The 17632-nt window shown below is 68.1% G+C and carries 17 protein-coding genes and 1 other RNA gene; 10 read left to right on the top strand and 8 right to left on the bottom strand.

The annotated features are described in order from the left end of the window. The first annotated feature begins 5 nt into the window (after nucleotides 1-5). The 6 genes from Tchar_RS02760 to Tchar_RS02735 all read left to right on the top strand — a co-directional run bounded on the left by Tchar_RS02760 (nucleotide 6) and on the right by Tchar_RS02735 (nucleotide 6138). Nucleotides 6-1907: an ABCB family ABC transporter ATP-binding protein/permease gene (locus Tchar_RS02760; RefSeq protein ID WP_144327566.1), complete on the top strand. Its 1902-nt coding sequence runs from the start codon at nucleotides 6-8 to the stop codon at nucleotides 1905-1907. Next, nucleotides 1888-2811 (top strand): LysR substrate-binding domain-containing protein, encoded by a 924-nt coding sequence (locus Tchar_RS02755; protein WP_144327565.1) that lies wholly within the window; start codon nucleotides 1888-1890, stop codon nucleotides 2809-2811. Before Tchar_RS02760 ends, Tchar_RS02755 begins: the two co-directional genes overlap by 20 nt. A gap of 123 nt (nucleotides 2812-2934) precedes the next feature. Beyond that, nucleotides 2935-3837, top strand: coding sequence for an amino acid ABC transporter substrate-binding protein (locus Tchar_RS02750; protein ID WP_144327564.1), 903 nt, complete (start codon nucleotides 2935-2937; stop codon nucleotides 3835-3837). Nucleotides 3838-3912: 75 nt separating this feature from the next. Next, entirely contained in the window at nucleotides 3913-4668 is a 756-nt protein-coding gene (locus Tchar_RS02745) for an amino acid ABC transporter permease (RefSeq protein WP_144327563.1), read from the top strand. Nucleotides 4669-4670: 2 nt separating this feature from the next. Next, on the top strand, nucleotides 4671-5342 hold the full coding sequence (locus tag Tchar_RS02740) for an amino acid ABC transporter permease (protein ID WP_144327562.1): 672 nt from the start codon (nucleotides 4671-4673) through the stop codon (nucleotides 5340-5342). 58 nt (nucleotides 5343-5400) lie between these two features. Beyond that, entirely contained in the window at nucleotides 5401-6138 is a 738-nt protein-coding gene (locus Tchar_RS02735) for an amino acid ABC transporter ATP-binding protein (RefSeq protein ID WP_144327598.1), read from the top strand. A gap of 98 nt (nucleotides 6139-6236) precedes the next feature. Here the strand turns inward: Tchar_RS02735 and Tchar_RS02730 are convergent, their stop codons facing one another. The 5 genes from Tchar_RS02730 to Tchar_RS02710 form a co-directional block, all read right to left on the bottom strand. Continuing rightward, nucleotides 6237-7232, bottom strand: a complete 996-nt coding sequence (locus Tchar_RS02730; RefSeq protein WP_161595432.1) for a sulfurtransferase — start codon at nucleotides 7230-7232, stop codon at nucleotides 6237-6239. Between the two features lie 67 nt (nucleotides 7233-7299). Further along, entirely contained in the window at nucleotides 7300-7929 is a 630-nt protein-coding gene (locus tag Tchar_RS02725) for a DUF6969 family protein (RefSeq protein ID WP_144327560.1), read from the bottom strand. A gap of 18 nt (nucleotides 7930-7947) precedes the next feature. Further along, nucleotides 7948-8190 (bottom strand): hypothetical protein, encoded by a 243-nt coding sequence (locus Tchar_RS02720; RefSeq protein ID WP_144327559.1) that lies wholly within the window; start codon nucleotides 8188-8190, stop codon nucleotides 7948-7950. A gap of 235 nt (nucleotides 8191-8425) precedes the next feature. After that, complete coding sequence (locus Tchar_RS02715) at nucleotides 8426-9073, bottom strand: DUF6691 family protein (RefSeq protein ID WP_144327558.1); 648 nt, start codon at nucleotides 9071-9073, stop codon at nucleotides 8426-8428. 3 nt (nucleotides 9074-9076) lie between these two features. Next, nucleotides 9077-9583, bottom strand: coding sequence for a YeeE/YedE thiosulfate transporter family protein (locus Tchar_RS02710; protein WP_144327557.1), 507 nt, complete (start codon nucleotides 9581-9583; stop codon nucleotides 9077-9079). Between the two features lie 190 nt (nucleotides 9584-9773). Here Tchar_RS02710 and pyrC point away from each other — a divergent pair, with 190 nt between their 5' ends. The 3 genes from pyrC (at nucleotide 9774) to htpX (ending at nucleotide 12881) form a co-directional block, all read left to right on the top strand. Continuing rightward, on the top strand, nucleotides 9774-10829 hold the full coding sequence (pyrC, locus tag Tchar_RS02705; RefSeq protein ID WP_144327556.1) for a dihydroorotase: 1056 nt from the start codon (nucleotides 9774-9776) through the stop codon (nucleotides 10827-10829). A gap of 98 nt (nucleotides 10830-10927) precedes the next feature. After that, on the top strand, nucleotides 10928-11809 hold the full coding sequence (locus tag Tchar_RS02700; protein WP_144327555.1) for an endonuclease/exonuclease/phosphatase family protein: 882 nt from the start codon (nucleotides 10928-10930) through the stop codon (nucleotides 11807-11809). A 202-nt stretch (nucleotides 11810-12011) separates the two neighbouring features. Beyond that, complete coding sequence (gene htpX, locus Tchar_RS02695) at nucleotides 12012-12881, top strand: protease HtpX (RefSeq protein ID WP_144327554.1); 870 nt, start codon at nucleotides 12012-12014, stop codon at nucleotides 12879-12881. Nucleotides 12882-12972: 91 nt separating this feature from the next. On the opposite strand, the gene Tchar_RS02690 is transcribed toward htpX, so the two are convergent. Continuing rightward, nucleotides 12973-14829, bottom strand: a complete 1857-nt coding sequence (locus tag Tchar_RS02690) for an NAD(P)/FAD-dependent oxidoreductase (RefSeq protein WP_144327553.1) — start codon at nucleotides 14827-14829, stop codon at nucleotides 12973-12975. 216 nt (nucleotides 14830-15045) lie between these two features. Here Tchar_RS02690 and rnpB point away from each other — a divergent pair. After that, nucleotides 15046-15389: RNase P RNA component class A (rnpB, locus tag Tchar_RS02685), an RNA gene on the top strand. Nucleotides 15390-15408: 19 nt separating this feature from the next. Here rnpB and Tchar_RS02680 read toward each other — a convergent pair. Further along, nucleotides 15409-15750 carry a c-type cytochrome gene (locus Tchar_RS02680; protein WP_144327552.1) on the bottom strand — a complete coding sequence of 114 codons (342 nt, stop codon included), beginning with the start codon at nucleotides 15748-15750 and terminating at the stop codon, nucleotides 15409-15411. A 19-nt stretch (nucleotides 15751-15769) separates the two neighbouring features. Next, on the bottom strand, nucleotides 15770-17515 hold the full coding sequence (locus Tchar_RS02675; RefSeq protein WP_144327551.1) for an MBL fold metallo-hydrolase: 1746 nt from the start codon (nucleotides 17513-17515) through the stop codon (nucleotides 15770-15772). Nucleotides 17516-17632 lie beyond the last annotated feature (117 nt).

The raw sequence follows: 17632 nt of genomic DNA, 5'->3' as shown, positions 1-17632 counted from the left end.
CGTTCATGCGTGGTCGATCGACCCTGGCGCGTGGCCTGCCCTTGCCGGCGCCGGCGAGCGAGGGGCATCCGCAAACCTCCGATGCCGCGGTGCTGCGCGCCCTGCTGCCGTACGTCTGGCCGTACCGGCTGCGGGTGGCGGCCGCACTGGCGCTGATGGTGGCGGCCAAGCTGGCCACGGTGGGGGTGCCGGTGCTGTTGAAGGTGCTGGTCGATGCGCTCACCCCCGGTGCGCCGGCAGCGGCAGCCTGGTGGGCCGCGCCAGTGGCGCTGGTGCTGGCCTATGGCGCTCTGCGCCTGAGCGCGACGGCGCTGACCGAGCTGCGCGAGTGGGTGTTTTTGCCGGTGACCGAGTCGGTGACGAGGGCGATTGCGCGCCGGGCGTTCGATCACCTGATGGGGTTGGGCTTGCGCTTTCACCTGCAGCGCCAAACGGGGGTGCTGACGCGCGACATCGAGCGCGGCACGCGCGCCGTGCAGTCGTTGGTGTCGTATTCGCTGTACAGCGTCTTGCCCACGCTGGTGGAGGTGCTGCTGGTGCTGACCTTGCTGGGGGCGGCCTTTGGTGCCTGGTATGTGGCGGTGACGTTAGCGGCCTTGGTGGCGTACGTGGCCTTCACAGTGCGGGTGACGCAGTGGCGCACCGGCATTCGGCGCCAGATGAACGAGGCCGAGTCGATCAGCAGCGGGCGCGCCATCGACGCCCTGCTCAATTACGAAACGGTCAAATATTTCAACAACGAGGGCTGGGAGGCCCAGCGCTACGACGACAGCCTGCTGCGACTGCGGCGTGCGCGTATGCGCACCCAGGCGTCGCTGTCGCTGCTCAACGTCGGGCAGCAGGCCATCATCGCGGTGGCGCTGGTGGCGCTGCTGTGGCATGCGGTGGCGGCGGTGCAGGCCGGCGCGATGACCCTGGGTGACCTGGTGATGGTCAACGCCTTTTTGCTGCAGCTGACCATGCCACTGAACTTTCTGGGGGTGTTGTACCGCGAGATTCGCCAGAGCCTGACCGACCTGGCGCGGTTGTTCGATTTGCTGCAGCAGCCACTGGAGGTACGCGATGCCCCCGACGCCCGCCCACTGCGCGTGAGCGGCCCGCCCGAGGTGCGCTTCGAGGATGTGCACTTCGCCTATGAGCGCGAGCGCGTGATTTTGCGCGGCGTCAGCTTCACGATACCGGCGGGGCGCACGGTGGCGGTGGTGGGCGCGTCGGGGGCGGGCAAATCGACGCTGGCGCGACTGCTGTTTCGCTTCTACGACGTGGGCCGGCCCGGAGACAGCGCCGGTGCCGGGCGCATCCTGATCGATGGGCAGGATGTGCGCACGCTGACGCTGGACAGCCTGCGGCGCGCCATCGGGGTGGTGCCACAGGATACGGTGCTCTTCAACGACACCATCGAATACAACATTCGCTACGGCCGGCCAGAGGCCGATTTCGATGCGGTGCGCGAAGCCGCGCGCGCGGCGCACATCCTGGCGTTCATCGAGCGCCTGCCCCAGGGGTGGCAGACCGTGGTGGGTGAGCGGGGCCTGAAACTCTCCGGCGGCGAGAAGCAGCGGGTGGCGATCGCGCGCACGCTGCTCAAAGACCCCCCGATCCTGATCCTGGACGAGGCCACGTCGGCGCTGGACTCGGTCAGCGAACGCGCCATCCAGGGCGAGCTGCGGCGGCTGGCACGCAACCGCACCACGCTGGTGATCGCGCATCGCCTCTCCACCATCGTCGATGCGGATGAGATCGTGGTGTTGGAGCACGGCCAGGTCATCGAACGCGGCACCCACGCTGCGCTGCTGGCCGCCGGCGGACGCTACGCACAGCTGTGGGCGCTGCAGCACAGCGCCGCCGCTGCCGCCGAGCCCGTGGCTGCAGCAGCGGGAGATCACGATGGAAACCAAGTGGCTTGAGGATTTCGTCAGCCTGGCGCAGACGCGCAGCTTCAGCCGCGCGGCGCAGTTGCGCCATGTCACCCAGCCGGCGTTTTCGCGCCGCATCCAGTCGCTGGAAGCCTGGGCCGGCGTCGATCTGGTCGATCGCTCTTCCTACCCGACGCGCCTGACCGAGGCCGGCAAAACCCTGTACGCGCAGGCGTTGGAGATTTTGCAAGCCTTGCAGACCACGCGCGCGCTGCTGCGCCAGCACACGGCGGTGGCCAAGGATACGATCGAGTTTGCCGTGCCGCACACGCTGGCCTTCACCTTTGTCCCGGCGTGGTTGTCGCGCCTGCGCGCGGCGCTCGGCCCGCTCAAAACCCGGCTGGTGGCGCTCAACGTGCACGATGCCGTGCTGCGGCTGACCGAGGGGGGCTGCGATCTGCTGTTGGCATACCACCACCCCTCGCAGCCGATTGAGCTCGATCCGGCGCGCTACGACATGTTGCCGCTGGGGCGAGAGGTGCTGGCCCCCTTTTGCCGCCCCGATGCGCAGGGCCGGCCGCTGATGGCGCTGCCCGGCAGCGCCCGTGCGCCAGTGCCCTATCTGGCCTATGCCCCAGGGGCCTACCTGGGACGGGTGGTGGAGTGGGTGCTGCGCCAACGGGGGGGTGCCGTGCACCTGGAGCGGGTGTACGAGACGGACATGGCCGAAAGCCTCAAGGCCATGGCCATCGAGGGCCACGGCGTGGCCTTTTTGCCCGCCAGCGCCGTGCAGCCGGCGCTGGCCGACGGACGCCTGGTGCTGGCCAGTGGGGACCCAGGTTGGCAGGGGGAGCTCGACATTCGGCTGTACCGCGCGCGCGGTGATCGCTTGAAACCCGTGGCGCAGCGTTTTTGGGACGACGTACAGCGTTTACACGCGGCGCTGCCGGCGTGAGTCGAGAGGGCAGCCGCCGTGGGCCGCGGCACGCCCCTGCCTTGGGTTTACCCGCTACCGCTGGCACGTCGGATGCTAGTAAGATTCGCGTCACCGTTTTCTCATCCGGAAAGGAATGCTCGCATGAAAAAGCATCTGCTGGCTCTGGCCCTGACGGCTCTGGCGGCCACCGCCGTCCATGCCCAGGCCAACGACACCCTGGCCAAGATCAAGTCCACCGGCTCGGTCACGATGGGGGTGCGCGAATCGTCGGGCGTGCTGTCCTACACGCTGGGCGATGGCAAGTACACGGGCTACCACGTCGAGATCTGCCAGCGGGTGCTGGCCGACATCCAGAAGCAGCTCGGGCTGGCCAAGCTGGACATCAAATATCAGCCGGTGACCTCGCAAAACCGCATTCCGTTGGTGCAAAACGGCACCGTCGATATCGAGTGCGGCTCCACCACCAACAACCAGGCGCGCCAGCGTGACGTGGCGTTTGCCGTCACCACCTTCATCGAAGAGGTGCGCATGGCGGTCAAGGCCAACTCGGGCATCAACTCGATCAAGGACCTCAACGGCAAGACGGTGGCCACCACCACCGGCACCACCTCGGTGCAGACGCTGCGCCGTCACGAGCGCGCCGGCGGCGTCGATTTCAAGGAAGTGTATGGCAAGGACCACGCGGACAGTTTCCTGCTGTTGGAGTCGGGCCGCGCCGATGCGTTCGTGATGGACGGCTCGCTGCTGGCGGGGCTGATCGCGCGTTCGAAGAACCCGGCGGACTTCAAGATCGTCGGTGAAGTGCTCAGCGTCGAGCCGATCGCCATCATGTTCCGCAAGGACGACCCGGCCTTCAAGAAGGCGGTGGACGACAGCATCATCGCGATGATGAAGTCCGGTGAGCTGGCCAAGATCTACGACAAGTGGTTCATGCAGCCCACCCCGCCCAATGGCGTGCGCATGAACATGCCGATGAGCGAGGCGCTCAAAGCGGCCATCGCCAATCCGAACGACCGGCCGATGGAGGCCTACGCGGCCAAGTAAGGCCTGGGTTTCACACCGCCGAACCCCGGGGGCGTGGGCACCCGGGGTCTTTTGTTTTCGACGGGAGCGATTCCGATGCAATGGGATTGGCAGGTGTTCTGCGAAGACACCATCACGCGTGAGGTGCAGCCGCGCTGCTTTGGACCCGAAGGCGATATCACCTACCTGGAGTGGATGCTGTCGGCTTGGGGCTGGACGGTGTCGGTGTCGGTGCTGGCGCTGCTGGTGGCGCTGCTGGTGGGCAGCGTCATCGGCACCCTGCGCACCTTGCCCAACAGCCCCTGGGTGGTGCGTTTTGGCAATGCCTGGGTGGAGCTGTTTCGCAACATTCCGCTGTTGGTGCAGATCTTTCTTTGGTACCACGTGATTCCGGCGCTGTTGCCGCCGCTCAAAGCGGTGCCCGGCTTCGTGTTGGTGGTCATTGCGCTGGGGCTGTTCACCTCGGCGCGCATTGCCGAGCAGGTCAAGTCCGGCATTCAGTCGCTGCCGCGCGGGCAGCGCTACGCCGCGCTGGCACTGGGGTTGACCACGGCCCAGACCTACCGCTATGTGCTGCTGCCGATGGCGTTTCGCATCATCATCCCACCGCTGACGAGTGAGACGATGAACATTTTCAAGAATTCGTCGGTGGCGTTTGCGGTGTCGGTGGCCGAGCTGACGATGTTTGCCATGCAGGCGCAGGAGGAGACTGCGCGCGGCATTGAGATCTACCTGGCGGTCACGGGGTTGTATATCGTCTCGGCCTTTGCCATCAACCGCTTGATGGCCTGGATCGAGCGGCGCGCGCGCGTGCCGGGCTTCATCGCCGCCGGCGGCGCGGGAGGGCACTGACGATGCTGACGCAATTCGACTGGTCCTTCTACAGTTGGGAGGTCATCAACGGCTTCGTGCTCAAGGGGCTGCAGTTCAGCGTGATGCTGACGGTGGTGGCCACCGTGGGCGGCGTGGCGTTGGGTACGGTGCTGGCGCTGATGCGCCTGTCGGGGCGCACGTGGTTGGCGTTGCCGGCCACCGTCTACGTCAACGGCATGCGCAGCATCCCGCTGGTGATGGTGATCCTGTGGTTTTTCCTGCTGGTGCCTTTCGTCATCGGGCGGCCGATCGGGGCGGAGCTGTCGGCCATCATCACCTTCATTGCGTTCGAAGCAGCCTACTTCAGCGAAATCGTGCGCGCCGGCATTCAGTCCATTCCCCGCGGGCAGGTGATGGCGGGGCACGCGCTGGGGTTGACCTATGGGCAAAACATGCGCTATGTGATTTTGCCGCAGGCGTTTCGCAACATGCTGCCGGTCTTTTTGACCCAGACCATCATCCTGTTTCAGGATACCTCGCTGGTGTATGCCATCGGCGCCTACGATCTGCTCAAGGGATTCGAGGTGGCGGGCAAAAATTACGGCCGACCGATCGAAGCCTATCTGGCCGCCGCCGTGGTCTATTTCATCATTTGTTTCAGTCTGTCGGCGTTGGTCAAGCGGCTGCACGCGCGCATCGCCATCATTCGCTGAAGCGCGCCTAGGCGCGTCATCTTCGCCCATTACAGAGGAAGTCGTCATGGAACGACCGATGATCGAACTCAAGCACGTCTCCAAGTGGTACGGCCCGGTGCAGGTGCTCAGCGACTGCTCCACCACCATCGCCAAGGGTGAGGTGGTGGTGGTGTGCGGCCCGTCCGGTTCCGGCAAGTCCACACTGATCAAGACCATCAATGCCCTGGAACCGATCCAGCAGGGCGAAATCTGGGTCAATGGCCAGCCGGTTCATGACCCCAAAACCAACCTGCCCAAGCTGCGCAGTCACGTGGGTATGGTGTTTCAGCATTTCGAGCTGTTTCCGCACCTGACGGTGACCGAGAATCTGACGCTGGCGCAGGTGAAGGTGCTGGGGCGCAACCCCGAGGATGCCAAGAAACACGGCTTGAAATACCTGGAGCGGGTCGGCTTGCTGGCCCACAAGGATAAATATCCGGGGCAGCTGTCGGGCGGTCAGCAGCAGCGCGTGGCCATCGCACGCGCGTTGTCGATGGACCCCATCGTGATGCTGTTCGATGAGCCGACTTCGGCCTTGGATCCGGAAATGGTGGGTGAAGTGCTGGAGGTGATGGTGGGTCTGGCGCAAGAGGGCATGACGATGATGTGCGTCACCCACGAAATGGGCTTTGCGCGCAAGGTCAGCGACCGCGTCATCTTCATGGACGTGGGTGGCAGGATCCTGGAGGATTGTCCGAAGGAGGAGTTTTTTGGCAATCCGCAGGCGCGTCAGCCGCGCACCAAGGATTTTCTCGACAAGATCCTGTCACACTGAAAACAGCGGCGCCCCGGCGCCCGCGCGGCCGCCGCGTTCGTCGATCCACCCGGCGCCGCGCCACACGTCAGCGCGAGCGCCGGGTCCGGTGCGCCTCTTTACATGGCCGCGGGTACGCGCGCGACGGTGGCGCGCTTCTCCAGCGTCCACTGGTGCAGCGAACCGTCGAAATTGCGCGCCGCTGGGTTGCCCAGGATTTCCGAGGCGATGAACCAGGGCAGCGACGAGTCGTTGCCGCTGTTGCAATACGTGATCAGCGGCTTGGCCGGATCGATGCCCTGCGCTTGCAGCACCGCGCGGTAGGTGTCGGGCTGCAGCAGCCGGATGACGCCACCGCGCGTGACGAACAGCGTCTCCAGCGGTACATTGCGTGCGTTGGGAATATGGCCGTAGGCGTAGACATAGTCACGCTTGAAGATGCCTAGGTACATCGAGGTCGAGCGCGTGTCCATCAGCTGCACGTCTTGCCGCTCGGCGGCTGCCGCGACGTCGGTCGAATCGGCTACGTAGCGCGCGAACCGGTCGGCCGTGGCCGCCCAGTTGCCGGCCTGGTTGCTCGGTGCCTCTTTGCTCCACGGACGGCCTTCCAGCAGCCACGCCACCATGCCGCCGTCCAGCATGGCCACCGGGGTGTCGGCGTAAGACTTCAGCAGAATGTAGGCGCGTGCCGCATCGTTGAAGTCCGAGATCTTTTGGCCTTCGGGTACCAGCACGATCGGCTTGTCGGCCAACACGCCTGCGGCTTGCAGCACGCGCTCGAAGGCTGCGCGCTCGGGCAGCATGTACTTGACTTTGAGGCCGCGGATATCGCGTTCGGTGCGCAGTTCCTTGGCCGCCAGCAGCCGCGAACCAGGGATGTGCCCACCGAACTCCTCCAGCACCTTCTTGCCATCCTTGGTGGTGGCGATTTCCGGTTCGCTGGTGAAGGTTTTGGGGTCATTGCGGATTTCCAGTACTTGGACTTTGTCCAGATGGTCGGCCAGCCACTGGGTGCTGACCACTGGGCCCGGCAGGATGCTTTGCGCCCAGGCACTGGTGCCAAGTACGGCAGCGCCGACGGTGGCGCCGAGGTGACGTAGCCATGTCCATTTCATGATGTGTTCTCCTCTGTTGGGGACGGGGTCGGAAAACGGAGCGGAGGACGCGCCACCGGGGCACGACTTACGGAAGCAAGCCGAGCCGCTGCAGGCGCGCGGGCAGGGCGGCATCGATGTGCGCCAACACCTCCACACTGCGGTCGGCCCAGACGCTGCGTCGGCTGCGGCCACGGGCAGCGGCCAGCAAGGCGGCGTCCCGCGCTTGCAGCAGCGTCACCAGCTCGTCGGCGAACAGCTGCACCATGGCCGTGAGCCAGCGCGCCAACGGCGCCAATCGGCCGTTGACCTGCAAGCGAAACGACGGCAACCGGCGCGCCAACGCCGCCGCGTCGAGCCAGCGCCCCGCAGTGACCCAGCGGTTGGTGGTGAACCAGTGCAGCGGCTGGCCACGCGCATCCAGTGCCAGCGCCACCAGATGCACGTGAGCGCCTGGCCGCGGGCCGTCCCAAAACACATGAAAGTGCCCGTGTTCCTGGTCGGCCGCGTCGCCCCAGCGGGCGGCGGCGTCATGGCTGTGGTAGAAGGCCCGTGTGCCGTGCACCACATCCACCATATCGTGCGCTGGGTAGTGGCGCAGCGCCTCGAAACGCCGAGCACCCGCGAGCGCGGCCTGTGCCAACGATTGACCGCGCCGCGCGTAGGCGAGCGGAATCGCCACCGCTTGCTGGGCCCACTCGTGCAAGGCGGCATTCATGGCCGGCGGCGGGCAACGTCAGCGGCTGGGCGCGCACGGGTTGGCCGGAGCGCAGGGGTTGTCACCGCCTGCGCGCTTTTTCTTCTTCTTGGGCGTGCCGGGCGCGCAGGGATTGCCGGGTGCGCACGGGTTGCCAGCGCTGGTTGCCGCGGGTTTGTCGGTTTTGGGCGCTTGCTGCGCCATCGCAGCCGGGGCCACCAGACTGGTGGCCACCAACAAGGCGCTTAGCTGTTGCGACAGAGAGGTGGTTCGGTTTCGCATCGCATGTACTCCTTGGTCACCAAAAAACGGAAGCGGGCCATCGACCGACCGGACCCGCCCGCCCCTGGTCGGGCGGTACGCCGCGCCGGGGGCAGCAGCCAAGCCGGCGTGGATGCGTGGTGTGCGACGGGGTGGTTCATGCACGGTGGGGCGGTGCCGCTGCAGTGGAGCGTGGCTTGGAGAGGACGGAGCGGGACGCCAGTGTCTGCGGCCGGGAGACGCAGACGTGCGCATCTCATCGAGCCGTCGCCCCGTGGCTCCCCGCAGCCGACGGTGGCGTGCACCCACCCTCACCACACACGGCCTCATCGGCGCCGATGGGGCCGCCGTAGCGCTGCTCGAACCAGCGCCCCAGGTAGTGCACGCCGACCAGCGCCGCGGCCATGGCGGCGATCAGCCACCACGGCGAGATGTCCCAGGCGTCGTGCACCGTATCGCCCGATTCGACCTCACCCATGGCCATCAGTGCCTCGATGGCGGGGCCGTACAGGCCGGCAAAGGCGAAGGTGCCAACGATGAGGCCGACGAAAAATACCACCGCGTCCAGCCGACCCGACGCCACCCCCACCACCGATGTACCCGGGCAGTAGCCGCCGATGGCAAAGCCCGCGCCCACCAAAACGCCGCCCAGAGCCGAGGCCACCACCAGCGACGTCGGGACGAAGACGGCCTCCAGGTCGAGCATGCCCAGCGAACCCAGCACTTGCAGGCCGGTGGCGGCCACCACGATGGCCGTGAACATGACTTTGAGCACCGACCAGTCGCGCAGCGTGAACTGCCCGGTGAGTTTGCAGGGGCTGCCGAAACCCGCGTTTTCGAGGATGTAGCCGAAGGCAAAGCCCACCAGTAACGCCGACCACACGGTTTCATTCAGCGGAAACATGGCTCACACCCCCTTGACCAGGCGGCTGACGATCAGCCCGGTGACGAAAAAGGCGCCCAAAAAGACGAACGCTGCGATCGACAGTGTGGCGGCGCCCGACAGCCCCAAGCCACTGGTGCAACCTGCTGCCACCCGGGCGCCGAACCCGGCCAGCAAGCCGCCGATGAGTGCGGTGGCCACGCGCTTGCCGGCACCAACGCGGCGCGCACCGTCGAGCTGCACGCGTACACGCCCAGCCATGAAGGCGGCCACCAATGCGCCGAGCAGCACCCCCACCACCTGCCACGTGATCCAGCCATCGAGCACGCCCGGCTGAGCCATGGCGCCCAAATAGGGGTTGGCGGCGACGGCCTCGGGTGCGGCTTGCAGGCCCAGCCATACGCTCAAGCGGGTGGTAAAACCCGTGGCACCCAAACCGTGTCCGGTCAGGACGAACGTTGCCAGCAGCGTCAGACCCAGCGCCACCCCGGCCAGCCAAGGATTCCAGAAAGGTTTGGGGGTCGTTCTCATACCGAAACAGAAGTTGGAAACCGCGTCTTCAAATGCATCGATTCCGTACCCGGCACAGTATAACGAGAGGTTGAGAAAACGCAAGTGGTCGCCGTGAGGGCGATCGGTGGTGGCGGCAGGCCGCCGGTGGCCTGCGTGGATGCCGGCGTCGGCGGTGGGCCCGCTGACGCTGGTGCGACAATGGCGCATCATGACCAATGCTGCCCCTGAACTTTTGACCCTGACGCGACCGGATGACTGGCACGTGCATTTGCGCGACGGCCCCGCGTTGGCGACCACCGTGCCGCACAGCGCGGCGCAGTTCGCGCGCGCCATCGTCATGCCCAATCTGCGCCCGCCGGTGACCACCGCCGCCCAGGCCGCGGCCTACCGCCAACGCATCCTGGCCGCGGTGCCACCCGGGGTGCGCTTCGAGCCGCTGATGACGCTGTACCTGACCGACAACCTGCCGCCGGACGAGATCCGACGGGCTCGCGAGGCGGGGGTGGTGGCGGTCAAGCTCTACCCGGCCGGCGCGACGACGAACAGCGACGCCGGTGTGACCGACATGCGCAAAACCCACCGCACGCTCGAGGCCATGCAGCGCGAGGGGCTGCTGCTGTTGGTGCACGGTGAGGTGACCGACCCCGAGGTCGATATCTTCGACCGTGAGGCGGTTTTCATCGAACGCGTGCTGCAGCCGCTGCGGCGTGATTTTCCCGAGCTGCGTATCGTGCTGGAGCACATCACGACCCAAGACGCCGTGCAGTACGTTCAGGCGGCGCCGCGGCATCTGGCGGCGACGATTACGGCGCACCACCTGTTGTACAACCGCAATGCGCTGTTTGTCGGCGGCATCCGCCCGCACTACTATTGTTTGCCGGTGCTCAAGCGTGAGGAGCACCGGCGTGCCCTGGTCGCTGCCGCCACCAGCGGTGACCCGCGCTTTTTTTTGGGCACCGACAGCGCCCCGCACCCGGCGCATCTGAAGGAGCACGCCAGTGGCTGCGCCGGCTGCTACACCGCGCCGGCGGCGCTGGAGCTGTATGCCGAGGCGTTCGAGGCCGCGGGCGCCCTGGACAAGCTGGAGGCGTTCGCCAGTTTGCATGGCCCCGACTTCTACGGTTTGCCGCGCAACACCGAGCGGGTGACGCTGCGGCGTACACCCTGGGCGCTGCCGTCGTCTTATCCGTTTGGCCAGGCGCAGCTCAAGCCGCTGCGCGCGGGCGAGACGCTGCGCTGGCGCCTGATGGCGAGCACTGCCTGAGGGCGCGCCGCAGCCCTTGTCGATCAGGGGCAGGCGAGCCGTGGCGACCGGGGTTGCGACTGCGGGATGGGACGGCCAGGGCAAGGAGGGCCAAGGCGATGCGGATACTGACGTGGAATGTGCAGTGGTTTCGCGGTATGGACGACGTGGTCGACGTGCGGCGGGTGCTGGCCCACGCCATGGATTGGGGCGGTCAGCCCGAGGTGTTGTGCTTACAAGAGGTGGCCCAGCACATGCCGGGGCTGGCCGGAGCGGGCGAAGCCGACCAGGTGGCCGCGGTGGCGGCGGCGCTGCCCGGCTACGAGGTGTTTTACGCGCCGGCCGTGGACGATTGGCGCCCGGGGCGCGCGGCGCGGCAACGCTTTGGCAACCTGATCGCCAGCCGGCTGCCGGTGTGGCAGGCGCAGCACCGGGTGTTGCCCTATCCGCCCGACGCCAGCGTGCCGTCGATGCCGCGCGCGCTGGCGGCGGTGACCGTTCAGGCGCCATGGGGGCCGCTGCGCGTGGGCTGCACGCATCTGGCGTATTACTCGGCGCGCCAGCGCGTGGCACAGGCGCAGGCCCTGTGCGATTGGCAACGGGAGGCCGCAGCGGTGGCGGCCCAGCCGCCGCGGGCCGACGCCGAGGATGGCCCCGACACCCCGTTTCAGCTGCGCGTGCACACCGTCGATGCGCTGCTGTGCGGCGACTTCAACAGCCCGCCCGGGGGCGATGCGTGGCGGGTGCTGGCCGGAGTCGATGCGCCGCCTGCGGTCTTTCACGATACCTGGACGCTGGTGCATGGGCCCGAGCCGCAGCCGCCCACCTTTCGCGTGCACGAGACGGGCGCCGTGCCGCTCGCTTGCGATTTCATTTGGGTCACCCCGGGGCTGGCGGCACGGGTGTTGGGCGTGCGGGTGGACGGCGCCACCACACTGTCGGATCATCAACCGGTTTGTGTGGAACTTTCGAATGATGGGCCAGTCCGAGTCATGCGATGATGGCGATGGGAGGGGGCCGGCGGCGCTGGTGCGTCGGCGGCGCTGTCGTGCGCTGGCTTGAGATGGGTGCACGCGCCCCCATCTGGGCGTGGCGAGTAGCCCGGGCCGGGCGCGTGCGATCGTCGCAGATGACCCTGCGACGCCAGCCTCCTTCGCGTCGATCGATGTTTGTCCGACCCCCAGTTACTTTGACGGAGAACCCATGAAACGCATCCTGTTGCTGGTCTTGACCAACCTCGCCGTGATGGCGGTGTTGTTGATCACCACCCGCATCCTGGGCGTGGACCGCTTCCTCACCGAAAATGGCCTGAATCTGACCGCGCTGGCCGTCTTCTCGCTCGTGATCGGCTTCGGTGGCGCGTTCATTTCGCTGCTGTTGAGCAAGCCGATGGCGAAATGGTCCACCGGGCTGGTCATCATCAACCAGCCGCGCAATGCCGACGAGGCCTGGATCGTCGAGACGGTGCGCCGCTTTGCCGAGAAGGCGGGCATCGGTATGCCCGAGGTCGGTATCTACGAAGGGGAGCCCAATGCATTTGCCACCGGGGCGTTTCGCGACAACGCGCTGGTGGCGGTGTCCACTGGCTTGCTGCAAAACATGACGCGCGAAGAGGTCGAGGCGGTCATCGGGCATGAGGTGGCGCACATCGCCAATGGCGATATGGTGACGATGACCCTGATCCAAGGCGTGCTGAATACCTTCGTGGTGTTCTTGAGCCGGGTGATCGGTTATGTGGTGGATAGCTTTTTGCGCCGTGGCGACAGTGAGCAGTCCGGCCCCGGCATCGGCTACCTGGTCACCAGCATCGTGATGGAGATCGTGCTCGGCTTCTTGGCAGCGATCATCGTCGCGTGGTTCAGCCGCCAGCGCGAATTCCGCGCCGATGCGGGGGCGGCGATGCTGATGGGCCGCAAGCAGCCGATGATCAATGCGCTGGCGCGGCTGGGCGGTCTGCAGCCGGGGGCCTTGCCGCAGGGTATGCAAGCGCTGGGCATCACCGGCACGTTCGGTAAGCTGTTTGCCACCCACCCGCCGATCGAGGAGCGCATCGCCGCGCTGCAGGCCCTGTGATCGGGGCACCCCGATGAGACGCGCCTTCTCGTGCCGGTGCGCGGCACGCCCCATGTGCCCCGCCACCCGGTCGAGCAGGCGCGGTCGCGTGTCAACCGTAAGCCACGGCGGCGCTTGGGGTGCGGTCCGGGGCTGGGGCCGGCACCCCGAGTAGGTGGCAGCCGAGCGCTTCGCCGACGCGGATGCCATCGACGGCGGCCGACAAGATGCCGCCCGCGTAACCCGCGCCTTCGCCGGCGGGGTACAGCCCGCTGGTGTTGAGGCTTTGGTAGTCGGGCCCGCGCGGAATGCGCAGCGGCGCCGAGGTACGCGTCTCCACGCCCGTCATCACCGCGTCGGCGCGGTCGTAGCCCGGCAGCTGGCGAGCGAAGGCGGGTAAGGCCTCGCGCATCGCTTCGACGGCGTAGGACGGCAGCACGGCGGCCAGGTTGACCAGGGTGACCCCCGGCCGGTAAGACGGCTCCACCGCGCCGAGCGCGGCAGAGGGGCGGTCGGCCAGAAAATCGTCCACCCGTTGCGCGGGCGCGCGATAGCCGCCGCCGCCGGCCGCGAACGCCGCGCTTTCGAGCTGGCGTTGCAGCACCACCCCCGCCAGCGGGTGCACCATCTGCTGCGCGGCCCAGCGTTGGCTCTCGTGCGCGTAGGTCTGGCCGGCGGCGTCGCCAAAGGCCCAGCGCCAGGTGGCTGCATCGAAGTGGGCGAAGTCGGCCGGCGTGATGCCCACCACCAGGCCGGCGTTGGCGTTGCGCTCGGCGCGCGAGTATTGGCTCATGCCGTTGGTGACGACGCGTTGCGGCTCGCTGGTGGCGGCCACCACGGTGCCGCCGGGGCACATGCAAAAACTGTAGACGGCGCGCCCGTTGCGGGCATGGTGCACCAGCTTGTACGCAGCAGCGCCCAGCAGGGGGTGGCCAGCGTGGCGCCCCCAGCGCGCGCGGTCGATGTCGCTTTGCGGATGCTCGATGCGCACCCCGATGGAAAACGGTTTGGCCTGCAGCTGCACGCCGGCCTGATGCAGCGCCTCGAAGGTGTCGCGTGCACTGTGGCCCAGCGCCAGCACGACGCGCTGCGCCGGCAGCGTGAGCTCGCGGTCATGCGCCAAGTCGCGCACCCGCAACCCGATGAGGCGCTGGCGGCCATCGCCCAGCGGCTCGGTGAGTAGCTGCTCCACCCGATGCTCGAAGCGCACCTCGCCACCCAGGCTCAGGATGCGCGCGCGCAGCGCCTCCACCACCTTCACCAGCTTGAAGGTGCCGATGTGCGGTCGCGCATCGAACAGGATGTCGGGGGGCGCGCCGGCCTCGACGAACGCCTGCATGACGCGCCGCCCCAGATGGCGCGGGTCCTTGACCTGGCTGTAGAGCTTGCCGTCGGAAAACAGGCCCGCACCGCCTTCGCCAAATTGCACGTTGGAGGCCGGATCGAGCACGCCATGCCGCCACAGGCCCCAGGTGTCACGGGTGCGCCGTCGCACCGGGCGTCCGCGTTCCAGCACGATGGGGCGCAGCCCCATCTCGGCCAGCGTCAGTGCCGCAAAGATGCCACATGGCCCGAAGCCGACCACCACCGGGCGCTCGCCGTCGGCGGGCGCCGCGCTGGCACGCGCGGGCGGCTGCCAGCGCATGTCGGGCGTGGCCTGCACGTGGGGCTGGCCCGCCAGGCGCTGCAGCACCGCGCTTTCCTGCGCCGCGTCGGCCAAGGCCACATCGACGATGTAGACCGCGCGCAGCGTCGCGCCCCGAGCGTCGAAGCTGCGCTTGAAGACGTGTAGCTCGGCGATGGCGTGCGGGGGCAGCCCCAGCCGTTCGGCGGCGAGGGCGCGCAGCGCTGCGAGCGGGTGCGGTGGCGGCGCGCGGTCGGCCTCGGTTTCGGCCGGGGCGTCGGCGGCGCGGCGCGCTTCGACGGGCACTGCCTGCAGGGGTAGCTTCAATTCAGACAAACGGATCATCACGACTCCCGAAGGCCCATGGTGATTGGGCAGCTGGCCGCGATCATACGCAAGCCCTTGGGTGGCGGGCCCCCAATGGGGTTGCCGATACGCCCGGGCTCGGGTGGGTCATGGGTACTGCGAGGCGGGTTGGGTGGATGCCCCAGGGCGAGACGCGGGCAGCGGGGTCGGCTGCCCGCTGCGCGCCGCCGCCCGTTGTGGGACAATCGGCGTGGTGAAGCCCGCCAGACCGTCGCTGGCGCATCGGCCCGCAAGGGCGCGCTGGAGGAACGTCCGGACTGCACAGGGCAGCGTAGGAGGTAACGCCTCTCCACCGTGAGGTGAGGATCAGAGCCACAGAGACGAGCCGGTTCAGACCGGGGTGAAACGCGGCAATCTCTACGCGCAGCAACACCAAATAGGCCGATCTGGGGGCCCTCGCCCCCTGCCCGTGGCCCGCGGGTCGTGTCGGTGGGTAGGTGGCACCGAGCCGACCGGGTGACCGGCGGCCCAGAGGAATGACGGTCACGCCGGGGCTTGCCCCCGGCGCACAGAATCCGGCGTATCGGCGGACTTCACCTTTTTCATGGCCCTGCCGTTTCAGGGGGCGCCGTCGATGAGCCAGCGCACGAAGCGCTCGGCTTCCTCGGCGCTGAGGCGTTCGTGCGCCGGCACGCCGCCGAACAGATGGTGTTCGCTCAGCCGTGCCGCCAGGCGGGCGATTTCAGCCTCGTCGCCGCGTGCGCTGGCATAACGGCGGGCCAGATCGGCGATGGTGGGGGCCTTGCCGCGCGGCGGCGTGCCGTGACAGTTCAGGCAGCCCTTCTCGACGGCCAAGGCGCCGGTGGCGTCGGCGGCCGCGGTCGCGGGCAGGGCAAGCGCGATCCACAGCAGCAGCCGTGGGGTCAGCACAGGGGCGCTGGTGAAGCGAAACCGTCTCATGGGTCGTATCACGGGTAGGTCAGGGGCGCGCCGATGCGCGACGCCGCAAGTGCTCGACGTGGGCGAGCAAGGAACGCTTGGCCACGGGCCACAGGGCCGGGGCGACGTCATCGTAGGCCAGGCGCACCCAGGTGTCCAGGTCGCCGTCCGGCGCGACCTGCAGGGCCCGGGCCACTTTGGCCTCGCGCGCCAGCCGGTGTGCCCGCAACCGCGCGATGGCGGCGCGTGCGCCTCCGTGCTCCGGGCTGCCGGGGCAGTCGGCGCTGCGCGGAAAGTCGCCCAACACGTGGCCATGTGCCGGCAGGATGAAGGCAACGCCCCACTGCGCGCAGACCTGCTCGAGCCGGTCCAGCGAGGTCAGGTACTCCCCCATGTCACCATCGGGCGGGTCGATGACGGTGGTGCTGCCGTTGAGGATCTGGTCGCCGCTGAACAGCAGGGCATCCTCTTGCAGCAGCAGGCACAGGTGGTTGGCGGTGTGGCCGGGGGTGTGCAGCACACGCAGCGTGTGGCGCGGCGCGCCATCGGCACCGTGCAGCACCAAGGTTTCGCCGTCGGCCAGCGCCCGGTCGGGGGTGAAGCGACTGTCGGGACGCGCCGTTGGGGCGCTGGGCAGACCCAGCACGGCAGGCGTGCCTTGGCCGCGCTCGGCGCACAGGCGCTGCAGCGGGCGCGCCGCCGGCGCATGGTCGGGGTGCGAGTGGGTGCAGACGATAGCGCGGATGTCGCCCGCGCAGGCATCAAACAGGCGCTGGATGTGGGCCGCGTCGTCCGGGCCGGGGTCGATGACGAGATAGCCGGTGTCCGGTTCGCCCACCAGGTAACTGTTGGTGCCGGGGCCGGTCATCACGCCGGCGTTGGGCGCGGTCAGGCGCCGTAGGTGTCGGGCTAGGGCCACGGGGGCGTCGTGGCGCCAGTCCAGCGTGTGGGCGAGCTGTCCATCGGGGCAGGTCAGCGCCAGTTCGCCAAAGGGCGGATCGTGTTCCATGAAGCGGGCTTCTTGGCCGTTGAGCCAGCCTGCCCGCGGGCAACTGGTCCATTGCGGGCCAGGCTGGCCGCGGCAGGCCGCCAGCAGCGCCGCCGCACTGGCGTAGGGACGCAACCGCTCCAGCGTGCGCACCGTGGGGTAGACCATCGGCAGCGTGCCGCGCGCGTGTTGTTGCAACGCCTCGGCGGGCGTCACCCACACCGGCGCAAACTGCTCGCGGTCGTCACTGCGCGGGGTCTGCTGCGGCGGCATCGGAGCGACGAAGAAGGCGACGTCGAAGCGGCGCGGCAGGTCGCGGTCGGTGACCCAGCGCGCCAGCCAATGCACGTCGTCCAGGGCGAGCCGCAGGCCATGCTGCGCGCACTGTGGCAGAAGCGGCGCGTGGCGCTGTAGCGGCGCCAGCGTGGCGTCGTCGACCCAGCGCCCGTGGGCGTCACGCGCCAGCAGCACGCCCACCTCTTCGAAGGCCTCGCGCAGCGCCGCCAGCTGGGCCGCGCGGGTGGCCGCGTCCGCGGACGCCGCTGGAGCGACGGCGGCATCGGGTGCCACGTGGGCGACGGTGTCCCATTCCCCCGTGTGCGCGGCACGTTGGTCGGCTGCCTCGATGACGCCGCCGGGAAAGACGTAAGCGCCGGGCGCGAAACGCGCCTGGGTCGAGCGGCGCGTCATCAGCACCTGCAGGCCGTCGACGCCATCGCGCACGAACAAGACGGTGGCGGCTGGACGCGCCGGCGCCGGCGCAGCGGGGGCATGCAGACGCAAGGCAGGGCGGATCATGGGCAGCGTGTGACCAAGGTAACCAAGTGTGACCGCGCGGCGCGGCAGCCTCGCCAGACGTGCGGGGCTGGGGCACAATGGTAGTCGCAGTTGCCCACATCCGATTTTTCAGGAGTA

The organism is Tepidimonas charontis (assembly GCF_007556685.1).
Lineage (GTDB): Bacteria > Pseudomonadota > Gammaproteobacteria > Burkholderiales > Burkholderiaceae_C > Tepidimonas > Tepidimonas charontis.
Note: the sequence above shows the minus strand (reverse complement) of the source record. Positions and strands in the feature narration are given on the sequence as shown.